This window comes from Paenibacillus sp. FSL K6-1566 (genome assembly GCF_038050475.1).
Lineage (GTDB): Bacteria > Bacillota > Bacilli > Paenibacillales > Paenibacillaceae > Paenibacillus_AQ > Paenibacillus_AQ lactis.
In genome coordinates this window covers 1,031,486-1,048,782 of record NZ_JBBOSR010000001.1, presented here as the reverse complement: position 1 = coordinate 1,048,782, position 17,297 = coordinate 1,031,486, and the positions used below count along the sequence as shown (strand labels likewise).

Genomic DNA, 17,297 nt, shown 5'->3' with positions numbered 1-17,297 from the left:
TCACTATGGTCTACAACTCGCCCTCAGCTTCCGGTTGAACCGATGTTGGCTCTGTCTTTTTCGATCTTGCCAACAACTTATCGCCGGATAGAAGAGGATCGGCTAAAAGCGCAAATACAAGCTGAGCGCCGTCTCGCATGCCTTGCAAATATAACCATTCATTCATGATCGCCTGCTTAAATTGGTGCTTGTCCTCCCATTCCATAAACGCCGGCAACTGCGTCATATCCACGCCGGAAAACATTGCTTGAAAAGCCGATTTCTCTTCATCGCGACATCTACGCAACTCGGGATGGTGTTCGATCCGAGCCGAAACGTGGTCCAGCCGCCGCTGGATCGCATTTTGAAACCATAACGGAAACTCCATTGACATCCCCCCTCCTTGTGCGAATGCGATCTAGCGCAACTGATGCTCTCGTCCGGACTTCCTTTGAAGCCACTGGACAATCCATTCGTCCACCTTCCGGCTTTGAGCCTGAACCGCCTCATTCTCAAACAGAGGAATTCCCTGATCAAGAGATTTTTTCCCAAGTTCGTTCAACTTTCTTCTTTCCTCCTCCAATTGACCAAGCAAACGTGTCATCGGTCGGCCTCCCAGTGTCTTCATTAGATCGGCGTTCCTGGCTGTCTGAAAGATAGATTACCTCTCTATTTTATTGCGTAAATCGGTTTATTTCATTTTAATGCGATATTCGCATTAAAACAACGATGCACTCACGTACAATTTTGCTTGTAATGTGAGGTGCATATAAATGAAACATCGTAAAGAACCGCCAGGCGACAAAAATATAATCGGCGTGAGAGTCGTTGCCATCCGCAAGGCAAAGGGGATGAAACAGAAGGAGTTTCTCGCCAGACTGCAAACGGCTGGCCTTGACATCAGTCCTACCAGTCTTTCGCGTCTGGAAGGGCAGTATCGGCTTGTCCAAGACTACGAAGTCGTGGCGATTGCCAAAGCGCTGGATGTTTCCGTCCGTGAATTGCTGGGCGAAGAATCGGAATGAAGCTACAGCCCCATCATTTCCCTCACCACCCGGTCCGCCATTTTGACCGTCCCCACGAGTACCAGCATGTTGAAAAGTAGGGTAAGCGCCCAGCGCCTTGCCGCATTGCGGCGGCAGGTTTCCAAGCGCTCCCCTCCGAACCGGACGTACACCTCTCGATGTATCCGGCTCTCCAGAAATCAGTCTAAGTTTCCAGCGTGCAACTGTACGTGGCAGTGTTCGCAGAGAGCCATCGTTTTACGCCTTCGCGCAATCATGGTTTTCTCCCACTTTTTCCTGCCCTTTAGGTCTTTTAGCTTGCGGACATGGTGAATATCCATGTCCACATTTTCCGCTCCGCACCATTCGCACTTTTTTGCCTTTAATCTTGCAATCAGGCTGTTTGGACTGCTGTTGGCGTAAACCTTTGGTTCAACGTCAACATTTCCGGCATCAGCTTCGTCAATGCGACGGAAGCCCTCGTTGTATAGCAACATCACTTTTGAGCCGGATTTTGTTTCGTATTTCACGCCATAGTCCTTGCCCATTCTGTATTTGTCCTTGATTGCACCAACACGGGTCTTGTATTTCGCGGCAAATGTTTTGAACATGCTGTATTTCATGATATAACCAAAGTTACTCAGCACGGACACATTGTCCGCAATCTTGTAATAGTTATACAGTCCCCGTATTTCGGCGTTATACTGTTGCAAGATTTCAAGGTCGTCATTGTGGAATAGATGCGTCCGATGGAACGGTTCCCACACCTCACGATTGCCGTTTCTCGCGTCATAATGGATTTTTAACGCGCCGTAAGAAATCAGCTTGTTCACCCATTTTTCCTTTGGGACATACAGCTTGATCCGCTCGTTATACACACGGCGGGTCATGCCGTTTTTGTCTGTCTTGATGTCCTTGGAACGGTTGGAATAGATGTCAAAGCTGAGAAAGCGCGCTTTATCTTTTGCATTTGTTACCAGCGTCTTTTCTGCCGATAGATCCAGTTTCAGGCTGTCCTTGAGGAATGCTCCCACTTCGGTCTTGATGGTTTCTGCGTCCCGCTTACTTCCGATGACGCCAATCAGAAAATCGTCCGCGTAGCGGATATATACCACTCTACGGTAAGATTCATCCATTTGGTTTGTGCTGTCTACGCTCATCATCTTGGCTCGCGTTTCGCGGAGTTCCCTTTGTGCCTGCTTCTTTTGCTCATCCGTCAGGGCTTCCCATTTCTTCTTGCTGTATTTCCTGCCGCGCAGATAGTCAAGGTGTCCCCGATAATGGTTGTATTCGCAGCTTCTCACACGCTTTTTCCCGGAATTAAATCGTCCTGCGTATTGCTCCATGAATTGGTCCAATTCATTCAAGTAGATGTTCGCAAGAATGGGACTCGCTCCGGAGCCTTGGGGTGTGCCGGACAAGGTATTGTGATAAATCCAATTTTCCATATAGCCGGCTTTCAGGAACTTCCAAATCAATCCCAGAAAATGCTCGTCTTTGATTCTGCGGCGAAGCAGACTGACCAAAACGTGGTGGTCTATGTTGTCGAAACAGCCGCGTATATCTCCCTCAACAAACCATTTCACGCCTGTAAAGCGGGTTTTGACCTCCAATAACGCTGTATGGCAGCTTCTTTTTGGTCTGAATCCGTGGGAGTGTGGCGAAAAAGTACCCTCATAGATACTCTCCAGTATCATGCGGATAACCTCTTGCAACAATTTATCGTCGAAAGAGGGAATCCCCAGCGGGCGTTTCTTTGTCGGGTCGCTGTTTTTTGGGATATAGGTTCGTCTTGCAGGGTTCGGTTGGTAACTGTAATTTTTGAGTGACGCGATCAACTTGTCGATCCGTTTGAGACTCATTCCATCGATTGTCGACCCGTCCGTTCCCTTTGTCATGTTGCCAGCCGTGGCATAGATGTTCTGATAGGCTTGCAAATAGAACTCCGGGTTGTACAGGTTGCGATACAGCCTTTCATAGCGGTAATCGCTGATGCACGCTTTTGACCGTAGACTTTCCAATACTCGATTAGGACTCCTCATCATGCCTCACGCACCTTTCCTTATCTTGTATTGGATGATTTCCTGCCGCCCTTCGCCATGTAGACGCCATTAACGCCCTCGGACTACTACGGTGGCTCCGTTGCCATGCCGGATTTTCAGCGTCATCTCTCTTGGCTCCCGCCTTGAGATTTATCACCTTTTGGCATTACGCATAGCTGTAAACAGCGTTCCGGTTTAGGCAATCTCCGTTTAGGTTTACGGAAACACAGCTTGTTGTGATGTCGGATGGGATTTTCGCCCGTTACTCGCTTATTGCGATTGGTCGTCACGGATATATCGCGGTTGGAAAGCTCATCGTTCCTTCCGCCGTGACGCACGGCTTCTCAATCATCCTTACGCCGTCGGCTCGGCTATGCCCCCTTGGGCTATCCTTGAAGCAGTATAGCTTTCATCCTCGTTCACAACATTTCATCTCGCCGCTCAGTCGTGGATAGATGATTTCTCCAACTCGCGGCTTCACCAGTATGCTGCACTCCCCGTCAGGTTTCCCCTCCGGATAAACTGGTCGATGACAGCGCGGCGCGTAATGCGCCCGTTATATCTTTACGCTGCTGCCTTGCCAAGGGCAGGATTCCACATAAACCCGTGCACAGGCTTTGTGCCCATGCTTACGGACGCACTCAACTCTCCGATATAGGTCCACACCATCGTGACTGCACCCGCGCCTTCATCGACCGCCGGGGGAGCGGAGGCAAAGGCGGAGTAGATGATGCAGGCGAGTACGATAATCGCTCCCTCCAGACAAGCGGCAGCATATCCTTTGAGAAACGATTTGCCGATATTTTGGCTCGGTTCCCCAGCAAAGGCGGACAGCGGAACGGGAGCGATCGCTGTATATAAATAGATGCGAAAAAAACGCCCGTACACCGAGAGAATCATCACAAAAGACAACACCGTGATGAACAGACTGCCCAGAAGGGAGACGACCCACAGCGGAATGCTTTGCCAAAAGCCGACGTCTTCAATCGCTTTTACAATGGTGTTCGGCAAAGTCATGGCCTCCGTCTTTCCGAACCCGGAACGTCCCATCATCGTGGAGATGATTCCCTGAACAATGGTAAACAGCGCCATCATGAGCTCCAGCCCGTAGGTGACGACCGCTTTGGCCAAGACAAAACGGATAAACAGCTTGACAGCCATCTCCGGCTTTTTCATTTCGGCAAAACTGCCGGTCGTCTTCACCACGCCAATCACAAAAAACAAGACCAATAGCGCCAGTCCCGTCGCCTGCAACGCGCCATGAATGTCGGTAATGACGCGCCAAACGCCGCCGCCTTTGAAGTCGGCCGGCGACTCGGTAACGAGTTGCCAGATTTCGTTCATTTTCTCGTTCCATGTATCGAGCGCATGTTCGAGATTGTCAATAATCCAACTGTTCTTGGCCATATTCTCACCCCTTTCTGTAAACGGGGAACAGACAAACCGTCCGTTCCCCTCATTTGCGACTCCCGTTTATCCGGCAATCAGGGTAAGAATTTCCTTCGTGAAGGTAATGATAATCCCGCCGGCGAGCGTCAGGAACCCGTTCGCCCGCTGGGAAGGGTCGTGAGACTTGAGCGACAATCCGATCTGGACAATGCCGAAGCCGAGTATGATCATGCCGATGGCCCGGATTAAGCCGAATATGAAGGTGGACAAATTATTGACCGTCGTCATCGGATCGCCCTCGGCATAAGCGGTGGGGACGAATACGGTTCCCGTTAACATCAGCATGATGTACAGTGACAGCAGCCGTTTCCTTTTGAACTTCAATTTCATCATTCCCTTCGTAAAAATAGCGACTCCATGTCTTCTTCTGACAGAAGCTCGTACTCTCCGTTTTCATGAAGCAACACCTTTCGCCAATCCAAAGCGTGTTCCGTGCCGCCATGCTGGTAGGGGAGACCGCTGCCATCCGTCGTGAGCTCGACATGGGGATGCCTGAGCAAATCGTACTTGTCGTCCTGAACAGGACGCTCGCCGCGAATAAAGAGCAAGGCATGACGATTATCGAGGAACCGCACCTCATCGGGCGTCAGCAAGTCGCGGCCGGACAACTGATAGTTGATCGAATAACTGCCGCTGCGTCCCTTGCTTTGGCCGTATGTGTTCGTGTCGATCGTTTCCTTGCCCAGCAGTTCCGAGACGTATTTGTGGGTGGATTGTTCATTGCCGCCCAGGTACAAAAACACGTCGCAGTTCCCCACGATTGATTCCCACGACTCCTTATACAGCGCTTTGAGCTGCGCTAAATTTTGCAGGATGATGGAAACCGAAATCTCGCGGCTGCGCATGGTGGAGAGCAGCTTGTCGAATTCATCGGGCAAGGCGACGTTGGCAAATTCGTCCATCACGAAATGCACGTGCACGGGTAAGCGTCCGCCATGCCGGTAGTCGGCCTCATACATCAGGCATTGAAAAAGCTGGGTGTAGAGCATCCCGACGATGAAGTTGAAACTGCTGTCGTTGTCGGGAATGACGGCAAACAGCGCCGTCTTCTTTTCTCCCATGACAGCCAGATCCATTTCATCGACCAAGCTCATCCCGGCGATCGAATGCAAGTTGAACTTCTCCAGCCGAACGCCGAGGCCGATCAATATCGATTTGGCCGTTTTCCCCGCTGCCAGCTTGAAGATGTTGTACTGTTTGACCGCCAAATGCTCCGGGTCGCGCATGGCCAGCCGTTCAAACAACTCGTCCAGCGGACTTTGGTAGGTTTCGTCTTCTTCCCGCACCTCGGCGGCAGCGATCATCTCCATCACCATTGGAAAATTCTGTTCCTCCGGCGGCGCTTCATAGAGCAAATACAACACGAGCGCCTCCAGCAGAGCCGTTTCGGACCGTTCCCAGAACGGGTCGTTCGTGTTGCTGCCTTTCGGCGTCGTATTGCGAATCAGGTTGGTGACCAGTTTCAGCACATCCTTGTCGTCGTTCAAATAGGCGAAAGGGTTGTAGCCGTGGGAGCGGTGCGGATTGATCAGGTCGAGCACCTTGATGTCATACCCTTTGGCTTTGAGCAGATGGCCGGTATCGCGCAAGATTTCGCCTTTCGGGTCAAGAACGACGAACGACGTGTTCGCTTGCATGACGTTCGGTTTGGCGTAAAACCGCGTTTTGCCGGAGCCGGAACCGCCTACGACAAGTACATTCACATTCCGGCGATGCTTGCGGCCGTCGAGCCCGATGCAAACCTGCCTGGTTAAAATTTTGTTTTGTCCCGGCTGCTTGCTTCTATATTTGGCGCATATGCTTTTCGCCCGGCCCCAGCGGGCGCTGCCGTGCTCCTCCCGTCGTCGATAGTTTCGCGGGGAGGCCAAGTAAATACAGACGCCGAGTCCATAGGCCAGCGTAAAAATGAATAGGCAGCGCGGCGTATCGTCTACCCACTGAATGTCGAACGGGTGATTGATCACCGCGCTGAGATGCTCCACAATCGCCGGCAGCCCCCCGGAAAGTGCAGGGGCGGTGAGCAATGCCGCCCAAACGACGGGAATCAAAAAAATCGCAAAGAGTATCAAATGACTCCTTGCGGTTTCAACGCGCCTCATGATGGCTCCGTCGTTTATGTTTTTGATAGGGGGCTTCAATTGTTTTGAGCAACAGATCATCGACGGCATCGGTGGGGCGCTTCTCGCCGATCAAATCGTTTCGCAGCGCATTCAGCGCATGCACCACAATGCCATGCTCGTAATGATCCAAACATAAAATCCGTTCTTCTTCCTTCACAGGCGCTCCCTCCCTGAGCAAAATAGAACTTGACGGCGCTTACCTTGCCGGTTCCGTCCGTAGTTGTTGCCGCTGCTGCGCCAGCATCCGGTTCATCCTGCGGGCCATGTCATGCGCGGTATCCTTCATCACCGTCAGTTCGGTGCGAATGTGCTGCGGCTCGATGTTCTTCAGCTTCTCCGGCATACGATGGAAGCGAAAGGAAGACGTGTCTACGCCAAACTGTTTGCACAGCATGTAAGAGGCGCAATATGCATGGGACGTAAAATCGGAACGGCTGTATCGGCCATCGCCGCGATCCAGTTCCGCATGCGCCAGCTCCTGCGCGAGCGACCGGAAAATATCCCCGGCATCCAGGCCGCGGCGGATGACAATATTTCTCGTGTCCGGCTGGTATAGTGCATGCATTTCCGGCGGCATCGCATCGCCGATGACGATTGGAACAGGAGTGCGATCCATCAGCGCTTTGATACGCAACCGGTCGTCCGGATAAGTCGGTTGTTCCCGTTTTGGGTTGGCCGTCGTTTGCGCGATGTCGAACATCTTTTTGAGGTTATAGCTGATGCCGGTGCTGCCGTCTTCCCTCCGGTACTCCTCGCCCGGCTCCAAAATGTAAAAGCCGGTCTCCTTGCGGCGAATAAAGACGCCTTGTTCCTTCCACGAATCGAAATCGCCGATGCGGGTCGCCTCCGGCCGCTGCATGAGAATCAGAAGCGCATTGGAAACGCTGTAGCGGTCGAAACGGCTTTGTACATCCAGATACCGCTGAAATTCATTGCCGCTGTGCGAGATGGCAATCGTAGCTGCATCAATCGTCTCATAGGCCCATTGCCTGAGTTCCTGCTTTTTATGCGCCCACGCTTCCTTATCAAAAGGCTGCTCGGACGATTTCGCGGAAGTATGGCCGGATGCTTCCTGAAGGAATAAATCGTCCAAATTGCTCATTTGGCTTTCCCTCGCTTTCGGGTTCCGATTGGTTTGGTTTTGCCCGTCTTCGCTTTTTCAATATGTCGCTCATTTCGCTTGGTCAGCGACGGCTCCTTGATGATCTGACGTCGTTCTTTCTCCGCCTTCCGATTTTCTTCCCGGATCTCGCGCAGCAGTTCACGGATCGATGGCCGCCGCGGCGTTGTCCCGGCTTCCGGTTCAATCATACCCCTTGCGGATGCTTCGCTGCGCCCGGAGATAGGCTCGGACGGATGGGGCGGCTCCGTCGTCGCCGTCATGGGGTTTGGGTTGCCAGTTTCCGGGGAAGTGGGCTGCGTCGATTCGGGCTTCTGCATCAGTTCGTCCAAAAAATCGTCGGTGCTCTTCTCCACAGAAGTTCCCTTGACCGCCGCTCCTTGTACCTCCGTCTTCTGCCAGGTTTGGTCCGATGCTTGTTGTTGACGCTCCCCGAACGCTGGATGGTCCTGCTGTTTCCCGGCGCGGGAGTTTTCAATTTCGCTTTTAATACTGGCCGTATCCACGGTCGCTAGTTTGAAGCGCTCGACAATGCGGTTGATTTTGGATGCGTCCTCGGCCCGCACCATCACGTCGCATAACCCATCGACATTCTTTTTGTCCCGCAGGGCACAGTACAGAACGCCGTAACGTTTGGCCTCCTTGCAGAAGGTAGGCAAGTCTTCGTTTTTGACGGCAAATACTTTCAATTCCTTGCCGCTGCGGAGCAGGCTTTCCAAACGGATGCTGCCCTTCGTCCGCTTCTGCCCTTGCAGGGCGGCAAACAAATAGATGGCCAGATGCTTAGCGCCTTCACCGGAAATCTTGGCCATCACCTCGATGCCCCGCAGACTCATATTGACGACCTGATCGGCCGCCTCGGCTCCACTGCTCATGGATGGAATCCTCCCTTCGTAATGATTGATTTTGCCTGGTGCCACGAAGTACAGTCATCATTTCACCGGATCGGGCAAGGATACCCGCACACAGCTTCACCTCCTTTCGGAGCGTGGCAAGCCGCTTGGATAGTACGGCTATTTGCTCTTTGTAAGCAACGATCTGGCTTTCCTCCTTGCAGCGGCGAAGACGGTTGTACAGCGCTTTGCGCTCGCCGTAAAGCAAGCGCATCTCTTGCCGGGTGACAGATACATAGTCCAAAAGCTGATCCTTGCTGGAAATACGGTGCTGACAGAGCAGCTTGGTCTGCGCGGTAATAACCGCCAAATGCCGCAAGTCTTCACGCAATAAAAAATGCGTCCTTCTCACGGACGCACGAAAATGAGGCAGTATGCCCATCTCATATAAGTAGCGCAGGTACAATGCTTGTAAGCCGCTGAACTTCCTGCCGGATCGAAGCGTTCCTTTGCAAACGGCGCGCCTGCGTCGCGGCATGGGCAGAGGCTGTGATTTACGGGGAATGCGATTTCGTAAAATCCGCTGTTTCAGAGCATCTTCCGTATAGTCGTCTCCCAAGCTGCGCAAACGAACGAAACGTTCCTTGCCCGGTGGACGAACCGCCATATGCTTCACGGTCGTTTTCACTTCATAGCCTTGCTTCTGCAACGCGGCGATAAACTGGGTCCATGTCATCGATGCCGCAATCGCCTGATCTACATCGGTCCTAATCAATCCTCGCCAAGTCGGCTTTCCTTCCTGATCCGCTTTCCATTCTCCGTAGTGTTTGGCCTTGCCCGGCTCGGGCTGCTCAATTACTGACAATGCATGTTCCCGGCATAACCGGTCGGATGTTCTCCGCAGAAGGGCGTAGGAAGCTTTGTTGTCGTAGTACCTTTTACCGTCGATAAAGGAGACGGAGTTCAGCACAAAGTGATTGTGCAAATGCTCTTTGTCCAAATGGGTCGATACGACGACTTCAAAGCGATCTCCCCATAGCTCCTGTGCCAGCTTGACGCCGATGGTGTGCGCCATTTCCGGCGTCGTTTCGCCGGGTGCAAACGCTTGGTATCCGTGAAACGCGACGATGCCATCCATCTTTTGAAATTGACGCTTGGTGCGCTGCATTTGCTCGTAAGCGGTAAGCGGATCGCAATTGATTCCGCTCACATAAAGCTGTTCTTCCGTTTTGGCATCTGCTTTTGCATATCCCAGCACCTGCCGCAAGCCTTCATTCTTCACGGCGCGATCTTGCGCTGTTTTGTCGGGATTGGTGGCGTAATCAATCACGCGCTTCAATCGGTCGGTGACATCCCATATCGCCGTTGTCGCCATACGTGACGCCCCCTTTACGGCGGATGAACATTTGGGGTCGCTTGCTTGGTTCTTCGTTCCGGCGCAGTCACGGCCTGTTGAATCTGTTGGACGGCGAGGCGCAACCGATCTGCCTCCTGTTGAAAAGTGGCCCGATCCAGATGACCTGTCGAATGCGCTTTCGCCGCCAGTTGATTGAGATTGTTGCCGATGGCGTGAAGCTCGCGCATCATGGCGTAATAATCCGGCGGCGGCAGCGCCTTGGGCACATAACCATTGATAAGCGTGCGAATAAACGCCTCCTGAGAAAGTCCCGATTTTTTCACTTGGCTGGCAAGGTGCTGCCGCTCCTTTTCATTCAAGCGTACAAGAACGGAAATGGAACGCTTCCTCATCCGATCACCCCTTTCAAACACAAGCTTCCTAAAGCGATTTTCGTCGCCACGAATAACACGATCTTATCCCATTCAGTCATCAAAAAGATGGCGTCGAAACGGAGGGGGTCTTAGGGGCTTCGCCCCTAACAAGCGAATTTGGCTAGCCAAATTCAGTGCTTGCTGCAACACGAGACATTCGTCTCGCGTTGCCTTCAAAGCACCTGCCGGGAAAAAGAGGGAACCCCAAAAACACAAAAAAGACGCCGATCCGCTCGGGCGTCTTCCGCAGAACTTTTTTGTTATCGCACCAACCAGCGGTAATCCTGGCGGCAGTCTACAATGAAATCGACATACACGATTTCATCCTGAATCTGATACAACACCAGATACCATTTATCTACGAACATTTTGTGATACTTGTTTGACGGGATAAATTCCGCTTCGAGAAAAGGATAACGTTCCGGCATTTGCGCCAAGGAACGTATCGCATGCAGCAATTCGTTTTTCGTTTTTCGCGCGGCATCCGGATTTTTTTCCGCAAGGAATCGCACATGAACCGCCAGCATTTGGCGGGCGCGATCGGAAACGACGATCTTATATCGGGGCATCTTTTCCATGCTGAACCTCGTCAATAATGCCCTCCAGGTAAGCGTCCAGTTCATCCGGCGTCACACCAGCACGGCCCGCCAAACGATCCTCTTGCACAGCGAGCAGTTCTTCGCGCAGCTTTAACATCTTCTCGCGACGGGAAAACGTCTCAATGTCCATCACGACGAGATCGCCTTCACCGTTCTTGGTCAGATAAACCGGTTCCCCGGACGATTTGCATAGATCGGCGATTTCATTATAGTTTTGCCGGATACTGGCGGAAGGCTTGATAATCATCTTGGTCACTCCTTGCATAGCTGTATATTGATTTTATTATACCTATTACATGCTATACAATCAATGCGGTTGCGCTTATCCTCAATCTATTCACATCTTATCCACATGCTGCGAAAATTTTCCGTAACCCAAAAGAAAAGACACCAACCGTTCAGCGTCTACCGCTATCGGGATGGTTCACCGCGTCTTCGTCGGAATTCCATCAATTCGTTGTTTACATCCTTTCCGAACTTAGGCGGCTCATCGGATATGAGAAGGGTGGGGGAGAGGAGCCTCTGTATCGTGGCTGCCGCCAATCGCCCCGGCTCATCATTATCCAGGTGCAGAACAAGTCGATTTACTTGGGGAAAGCACTTCAAGTAATGCGTTAGGGCAGACGGAGGAGTAGAGTCCTCCCCATTTGTCCTGGGCCTGTATATTCCGGCCAGCGACAGCTTATGCGCCTGCCGCCAATCCCGGCCGGCGAGATGTTCCAGTGTACAGTAGGATAAGAGATCAATAGCGCTCTCAAACAGATGCAGTTCCGTACTGTTTGTCGAGGCCGGAATGGAAAACGAATACCGCTTGTCGCTGCCAACGGCTTCCCCCATATAACGGGTGCTTGTCGTACCGCGTATCGCCGCATAGCGCGGCGTCCCTTCCTGGTCAAATCCGACGAATACCGCGTTGTGATAGCGTCGGCTTTCATACAAGCGCCCCGTTTCGAGACAGTAGTCGATCAACGTGCGATGGATACCACGTTTGCTGAGATAGGCCATGACGCGATGCGATGTATGATTCGGTTCGGGAAGCTCAAACCGCGCTGGAGATGAGCGTTGTTGCAAAGATTGCGAAAATGCAGGTGCGCTGCCCGGATGAACGCCTTCAATTTGCAGCACCGCATCGGGAAAAGACATGCCCCGCACTTTGATCAAATAGTCCAGCGCCGAGCGTCCGCCGATCCCCCTTGACCACCAGTACCATTTGCCGTTGGAAATTTTCAAGCTGTCGTGTGTCCGGGTGGTGTAGACATTGCGGGAGCATCGGACCAGTTCTGCCGGCTCGTGCATATGCAAATATGTGAGCAGGTCCAGTCTTTTGGCACGTTCGATCTGTTCCTTGTTTACATAGCTCATTGCCGCAGCTCCTTTTGGAAATCCAGGCAGCGTCCGATGGGTATATGGTTCATCGTGCCTTACCCCTCTTTTTGGGGTACGTATAAGCTCTGCCTTCCTTCAACTTCGTAACGCCTTTCTTTTTCATGAATGAGTCTAAATCGCCTTCATGAACTTGACTGGTCACCCCGTTTGAGTCGCGGATGTAATAATACGTGTCGCCAAATCCGTTCTTCTCTTTGGATATCAACTCCAACGATGGCACGGTTTCTCCCTCCTCGATCAAGCCGGTTCCGTAACCAAAAGGCGGCAAAATCGGACAAAAGCATCCGCCGCTTGGGATGGCATACAACATGTTCATTCCTCCGGAAATAAGAAAAGGACCCCGAAGCTGGAGTCCAATTCATCATGTGATTTTACCTTTAACGGACGGGCATATCTTCGATCTGTGAAATGCTCGCACCGATACCATGTTCTTTTCCGTAATGGTCAGCAAGAAGTTCCCTTTCAGGGGTAGGAACGACGGTGTCAGACCGTTATCGCTCACGGCCCACCACCCGCCGTTCCGGCGCTTCCGGTTCATCATCAGGCACGCTGTCCACGGCTTCGTGTTCCCGTTTGTCCATGTTGAGCAGCGCATTCAATTCCGCAAGCCGCGCCGCTTTCGTTTGCAGTTCCTGCTCCTTCTCAAATGGAGCCGCGATTTGTTCCTTCGCCGTTTCCATTTGCTGCCGCAAGGTGGCAAGCTGCTCACGGGCATGCTCCAGCTTTACAGGCAAGTCGGACAAGGCATTGTTGATGCGGCTTATGTTGCCGCCCGCATCCGCTCCGAGCGTCACCGTATGAGCGAGCGCGCCGCGCAGCGTAACCTTGTATTCCTTATGGAAGCTGTCAAAGGACAGCCACAAGGAAAAGCCAAGATAGCTTCCCGCTGCTTGCGGATCGGGCGACGTCATGCCCTTGCAAGCGTCCAGCAAAGCCGCGCCCGCTGCCGCCCTCTCCGAGTAGGTGTAATCTTTGACCGTCATGCCGGGGAATTTATCTGCCCCATCCGCCTCGGATGCCAAAGATCGTGTATACAAAGCAACGTCCTGTTCATAGCCGGCGATCCGTTCCTCCGTAGACTTGATTTGCTGCGGCAACATTTTGAGCAGGCGGTCCTCCAGCGCATAGCGCTGGCTTAAATGGTTGGCTTTGAGCAGCTTCAGTTTGGATACCTGGATGTCCAGGTCCATTTTCTCCTTGATGTACGGGTTGCCGGTCGCCAGCGCCTTCACTTCGGCATAGGAGAGCGCCGTCTCATCGATATCCTCGGCGGAACGGACCGGAGACTTGCTGGTCATGATCTGCGAAATGAAGCGCTGCTTGTTTTCCAGCGTTTGATAAAGGTACGCGTCGAACGTGTTCTCCGTCACATAGCGAAAAATATGCACCTCGCTGTTCTGGTTGCCTTGCCGGATAATGCGCCCGCTGCGCTGCTCCAAATCGCGCGGACGCCAGGGGCAGTCAAGGTCGTGAAGGGCAATCAGCTTCGTTTGCACGTTCGTGCCTGCGCCCATCTTGAACGTCGATCCGAGCAGTATCCGAACTTGGCCACTGCGTACTTTGGCGAACAGTTCCTTTTTCTTGACCTCGGTATTGGCGTCGTGAATATAGGCGATTTCCTCGGCAGGAACACCTTTCTCCATCAGCTTGCGCCGCAACTCGTCGTACACATTGAAGGCACCATCCTGTTTCGGAATGGACAAATCGCAGAACACCAACTGGGTCAAACGCTGCTCCTGATGTTCCGCCCAATACCGGTAAACGTTATCCGCGCAGGCGCTGACCTTGCTGCCTTCGTCGTCAGGAAGCAGGGGATTCGCCAGCCGCTGATCGAGCGCCAGTTTGCGTCCGTCATTGGTGATCGTCAGCATATTGTCCTCATGCGGCTCTACTTCCTTCGCCCGCACCCGCTCGGCGCGGCGGGCAAGATCCGCGACCATATCGCGCTGAAAGTCGCTCGGCGGCACGGCCACATTATGGAAGTGGGCTTTCGGCACGGGAAGCTGGAGCATGTCAGCCGTCTGGATATCGGCCACTTCCTTGAACATATTCATCAGTTCCGGCAAATTGTAAAAACGGGCAAACCGGGTTTTCGGCCGATAGCCCGTTCCTTCCGGCGCAAGCTCGATCGCGGTGACGGTTTCGCCAAATGTCGAAGCCCAAGCGTCAAAATGCTGCAATCCCTGCCGCTTGAGCCGCTCGTATTGCAAATAGCGCTGCATCGTGTACATCTCGGTGATGGAGTTGGAGATCGGCGTGCCCGTCGCAAAGATGATGCCCCGGCCTCCGGTCAGTTCGTCCAGATAGCGGCATTTGGCAAACATGTCCGACGACTTTTGCGCTTCGGTTTGCGACAGTCCGGCCACATTGCGCATTTTCGTATAAAGAAACAGGTTTTTGTACGAGTCGGCTTCGTCCACGAATAGACGGTCTACGCCCAATTCCTCAAAGGTCACGACATCATCCTTCCGGCTCGTGTCGTTCAGCTTCTCCAGCTTGGTCTGCAGCGTCTTTTTCGTTTTTTCAAGCTGTTTGATCGCATAGCGTTCGCCTCTGGCTTCCTTGAGTTCCCGGATGCCGCTTGTAATTTCCGAAATCTGCTCGTACAGTTGCTGTCGCTGCCGCTCTGTTGAAATCGGAATTTTCTCAAACTGCGAATGGCCGATGATGATCGCATCATAATCGCCGGTAGCGATCCGCGCACAAAACGTTTTGCGGTTTTTCGTTTCAAAGTCCTTTTTGGTCGCCACCAGAATATTCGCCGACGGATACAGTTGCAAAAACTCCGCCGCCCACTGTTCGGTCAGATGGTTCGGAACGACCAGCATGCTCTTGTTGCACAGTCCCAAATGCTTGCTCTCCATCGCTGCGGCGGTCATCGCGAACGTTTTTCCTGCGCCGACACAATGCGCGAAAAGGGAGTTGCCGCCGTACAGCGCCCGGGCAACCGCATTGACCTGGTGCCGGCGGAGCCGGATTTCCGGGTTCATCCCGGTGAATCGGATATGACTTCCGTCGTATTCGCGAGGACGGATGGCATTGAACCGGTCATTGTACAGCCTGGTCAGCCGTTCGCGCCGCTGCGGGTCTTTCCATATCCAGTCGCGGAACGCTTCTTTCATCATCTCCTGCTTTTGCTGGGCGATGGCCGTTTCCTGTTTGTTCAGCACACGCTTTTCCACGCCGTCCTCATACGCGGTGTCAAATACGCGCACGTCCCGCAAATTCAGCGTATCTTCAAGAATTTTATACGCATTAACGCGGTTGGTGCCGTACGTGACGTTCGCCTTGATATTGTTGCTGCGGTCATCGCTTTTGCCTTTGACGTTCCAGGCAGCCGTATATTCGGAATACATGACATTGATGTAGGTCTGGTACATCGGCGGCGTGTCCACCAGCTCAAACAGAAATTGCCGAATGTCTTCCGACGGCAGCCAAGTTGCGCCCAAACGGACATCAATTTCGGAGGCGTCCAGGTCTTTCGGCTGCACCGCTTCAAGCGCTTTGACGTTTTCGCCGTAACGTTCGGCATCGTATGCGGCAAACTGTCTGGCCACACGCAGCTTCTCCCGCACATTGCCGGACAGGTACGCATCCGCGGTTTCATAGATCGGCTTTCCTTCCTCGTTCAGATTTTCGGGATTGGGGAAGATGACGCCGCGTAGCTCCTTAATCAGCTGATCTTCCGTCATGCCGGTTAGCTGCGCCATATACGGCAGATCGACACGAGCTTTTGCGCCGATGGAAACCGCAAGCGCCTCCGAAGCAGTATCTACTTGTTCAACGTGGATTCTCTGACGGATGGTGCGTTTGGTGAACATATCCGCCTTGCGCAGCAGCCGTCCTTCCTCGTCGATGATTTCCAGCGAGCAAAGAAGAAAGTAGGAACTGTCGTCCGAAAAAGCAAGGCTGTTGGCGCGGCTGTTGATCAGGCCGTAGTGCGCCGTAAACCGGTCATACTGCGCATTCAGCTTTCGCTGTTGCTGCTCTATCATCTCATCGCTATAGTCTTCGGTTTGGTACTCGATCAGCTCGCGCACGGCGTCCCGCAGCATAATCATTCCTTTGATGCGACCTGCTGCCGTAGCTGACGTGTCCACACGGCGCATCCGGCTGTTCTCCCGATAGTAGATATCCCCGTCCACCAGCGCAAAGCTGAAATTGCGGACAGACGGATCGGCAGGGAGGGAGGGCTCTTCCTCCTCCGGCTGGTCTTCCCGTTCCAGTTCCACCCACTCGGCATGGATGCCCGACAACGCTTCGCGCAGCAGTTCATCCAGATTGGCGTCCGGGAATGGCTTGCAGGACGTTTCCTGGCGGTTGCCGTACATCCGGTCGTCAAAAACCATGGTGCCCAGCACCATATCGGGATGTTCCGCGAAATAACGATTCACCGGAACACCGTCCGCTGTCTCGGAAAGGGATAGCCATGCTTCGGTTTGCTCGCTGACGGCGACCATGCGATCCCGTTTCTGCAAAAAGATAATGTCGGCGGTTACTTCGGTTCCGGCATTGGCCAGAAACGCATTGCTCGGCAGACGCACCGCTCCGAGCAGTTCGGCGCGTTCCGCAATATATTTGCGAACCGAAGGGTTTTGCTTGTCCATTGTTCCTTTGGATGTAATAAAAGCGATGATGCCGCCCGGACGCACTTTGTCCAGTGTCTTGGCGAAAAAGTAATCATGGATGAGAAACTTGTGCTTGTCGTAACGTTTATCCGCCACGCCATAACCGCCGAACGGCACGTTCCCGATGGCGAGATCAAAGAAGCTGTCCGGCAAATTCGTCTGTTCATAACCGCTGACCGCGATCGACGCCTGCGGGTATAGCTGCCTGGCAATCCGGCCGGTAATGCTGTCCAGTTCCACGCCAAACAGCCGCGAGCCTTGGAACGACTCCGGCACCAAACCAAAAAAATTGCCAATTCCGCAAGAGGGCTCTAAAATATTGCCGCTGCGAAACCCCATCGATTCCAGACATTCGTACATCGCTTTG

At 53.0% G+C, this 17,297-nt stretch carries 18 protein-coding genes; 1 reads left to right on the top strand and 17 read right to left on the bottom strand.

Translation table 11 applies throughout. The annotated features are described in order from the left end of the window. Positions 1-10 precede the first annotated feature (10 nt). Positions 11-367 carry a hypothetical protein gene (locus tag NST08_RS04615; RefSeq protein ID WP_251536406.1) on the bottom strand — a complete coding sequence of 119 codons (357 nt, stop codon included), beginning with the start codon at positions 365-367 and terminating at the stop codon, positions 11-13. A gap of 30 nt (positions 368-397) precedes the next feature. Continuing rightward, the gene (locus NST08_RS04610; RefSeq protein WP_127486765.1) at positions 398-583 is read right to left on the bottom strand and encodes an aspartyl-phosphate phosphatase Spo0E family protein; all 186 of its coding nucleotides are present in this window, start codon (positions 581-583) and stop codon (positions 398-400) included. A gap of 169 nt (positions 584-752) precedes the next feature. On the opposite strand from NST08_RS04610, the gene NST08_RS04605 reads away from it, so the two are divergent. Beyond that, a complete protein-coding gene (locus NST08_RS04605) occupies positions 753-1,004 on the top strand; it encodes a helix-turn-helix domain-containing protein (protein ID WP_054819090.1) in 252 nt (83 codons plus the stop codon). Between the two features lie 2 nt (positions 1,005-1,006). Here NST08_RS04605 and NST08_RS04600 read toward each other — a convergent pair whose 3' ends face one another. From NST08_RS04600 to NST08_RS04530, 15 genes are all read right to left on the bottom strand, one after another. Further along, positions 1,007-1,156, bottom strand: coding sequence for a hypothetical protein (locus tag NST08_RS04600; RefSeq protein ID WP_251536404.1), 150 nt, complete (start codon positions 1,154-1,156; stop codon positions 1,007-1,009). A 27-nt stretch (positions 1,157-1,183) separates the two neighbouring features. Further along, on the bottom strand, positions 1,184-3,025 hold the full coding sequence (locus NST08_RS04595; RefSeq protein ID WP_251536729.1) for a reverse transcriptase/maturase family protein: 1,842 nt from the start codon (positions 3,023-3,025) through the stop codon (positions 1,184-1,186). 564 nt (positions 3,026-3,589) lie between these two features. Then, a complete protein-coding gene (locus tag NST08_RS04590) occupies positions 3,590-4,432 on the bottom strand; it encodes a hypothetical protein (RefSeq protein WP_251536402.1) in 843 nt (280 codons plus the stop codon). A gap of 66 nt (positions 4,433-4,498) precedes the next feature. Further along, a complete protein-coding gene (locus tag NST08_RS04585) occupies positions 4,499-4,804 on the bottom strand; it encodes a glutamyl-tRNA amidotransferase (protein WP_432806745.1) in 306 nt (101 codons plus the stop codon). After that, on the bottom strand, positions 4,804-6,573 hold the full coding sequence (locus NST08_RS04580) for a VirD4-like conjugal transfer protein, CD1115 family (protein WP_251536397.1): 1,770 nt from the start codon (positions 6,571-6,573) through the stop codon (positions 4,804-4,806). The genes NST08_RS04585 and NST08_RS04580 overlap by 1 nt, the downstream gene beginning before the upstream one ends. Beyond that, entirely contained in the window at positions 6,560-6,751 is a 192-nt protein-coding gene (locus NST08_RS04575) for a hypothetical protein (RefSeq protein WP_080835107.1), read from the bottom strand. Before NST08_RS04575 ends, NST08_RS04580 begins: the two co-directional genes overlap by 14 nt. Positions 6,752-6,790: 39 nt before the next feature. Then, positions 6,791-7,696 (bottom strand): ArdC-like ssDNA-binding domain-containing protein, encoded by a 906-nt coding sequence (locus NST08_RS04570; protein ID WP_251536395.1) that lies wholly within the window; start codon positions 7,694-7,696, stop codon positions 6,791-6,793. Continuing rightward, a complete protein-coding gene (locus NST08_RS04565) occupies positions 7,693-8,589 on the bottom strand; it encodes a PcfB family protein (protein WP_251536393.1) in 897 nt (298 codons plus the stop codon). Before NST08_RS04565 ends, NST08_RS04570 begins: the two co-directional genes overlap by 4 nt. Further along, positions 8,507-9,922, bottom strand: a complete 1,416-nt coding sequence (locus NST08_RS04560; protein ID WP_251536390.1) for a relaxase/mobilization nuclease domain-containing protein — start codon at positions 9,920-9,922, stop codon at positions 8,507-8,509. The genes NST08_RS04565 and NST08_RS04560 overlap by 83 nt, the downstream gene beginning before the upstream one ends. 14 nt (positions 9,923-9,936) lie before the next feature. Next, on the bottom strand, positions 9,937-10,296 hold the full coding sequence (locus NST08_RS04555; RefSeq protein WP_251536388.1) for a plasmid mobilization protein: 360 nt from the start codon (positions 10,294-10,296) through the stop codon (positions 9,937-9,939). A 281-nt stretch (positions 10,297-10,577) separates the two neighbouring features. Then, complete coding sequence (locus NST08_RS04550) at positions 10,578-10,895, bottom strand: type II toxin-antitoxin system RelE/ParE family toxin (RefSeq protein ID WP_080835118.1); 318 nt, start codon at positions 10,893-10,895, stop codon at positions 10,578-10,580. Next, entirely contained in the window at positions 10,873-11,163 is a 291-nt protein-coding gene (locus tag NST08_RS04545) for a type II toxin-antitoxin system Phd/YefM family antitoxin (RefSeq protein WP_041052551.1), read from the bottom strand. The genes NST08_RS04550 and NST08_RS04545 overlap by 23 nt, the downstream gene beginning before the upstream one ends. Before the next feature lie 164 nt (positions 11,164-11,327). Continuing rightward, positions 11,328-12,278: a DUF3991 and TOPRIM domain-containing protein gene (locus NST08_RS04540; protein ID WP_213529389.1), complete on the bottom strand. Its 951-nt coding sequence runs from the start codon at positions 12,276-12,278 to the stop codon at positions 11,328-11,330. A 49-nt stretch (positions 12,279-12,327) separates the two neighbouring features. Continuing rightward, positions 12,328-12,612, bottom strand: coding sequence for a hypothetical protein (locus tag NST08_RS04535; RefSeq protein WP_213529390.1), 285 nt, complete (start codon positions 12,610-12,612; stop codon positions 12,328-12,330). A 181-nt stretch (positions 12,613-12,793) separates the two neighbouring features. Beyond that, a complete protein-coding gene (locus tag NST08_RS04530) occupies positions 12,794-15,292 on the bottom strand; it encodes a helicase-related protein (RefSeq protein WP_251536727.1) in 2,499 nt (832 codons plus the stop codon). Positions 15,293-17,297: the final 2,005 nt, after the last annotated feature.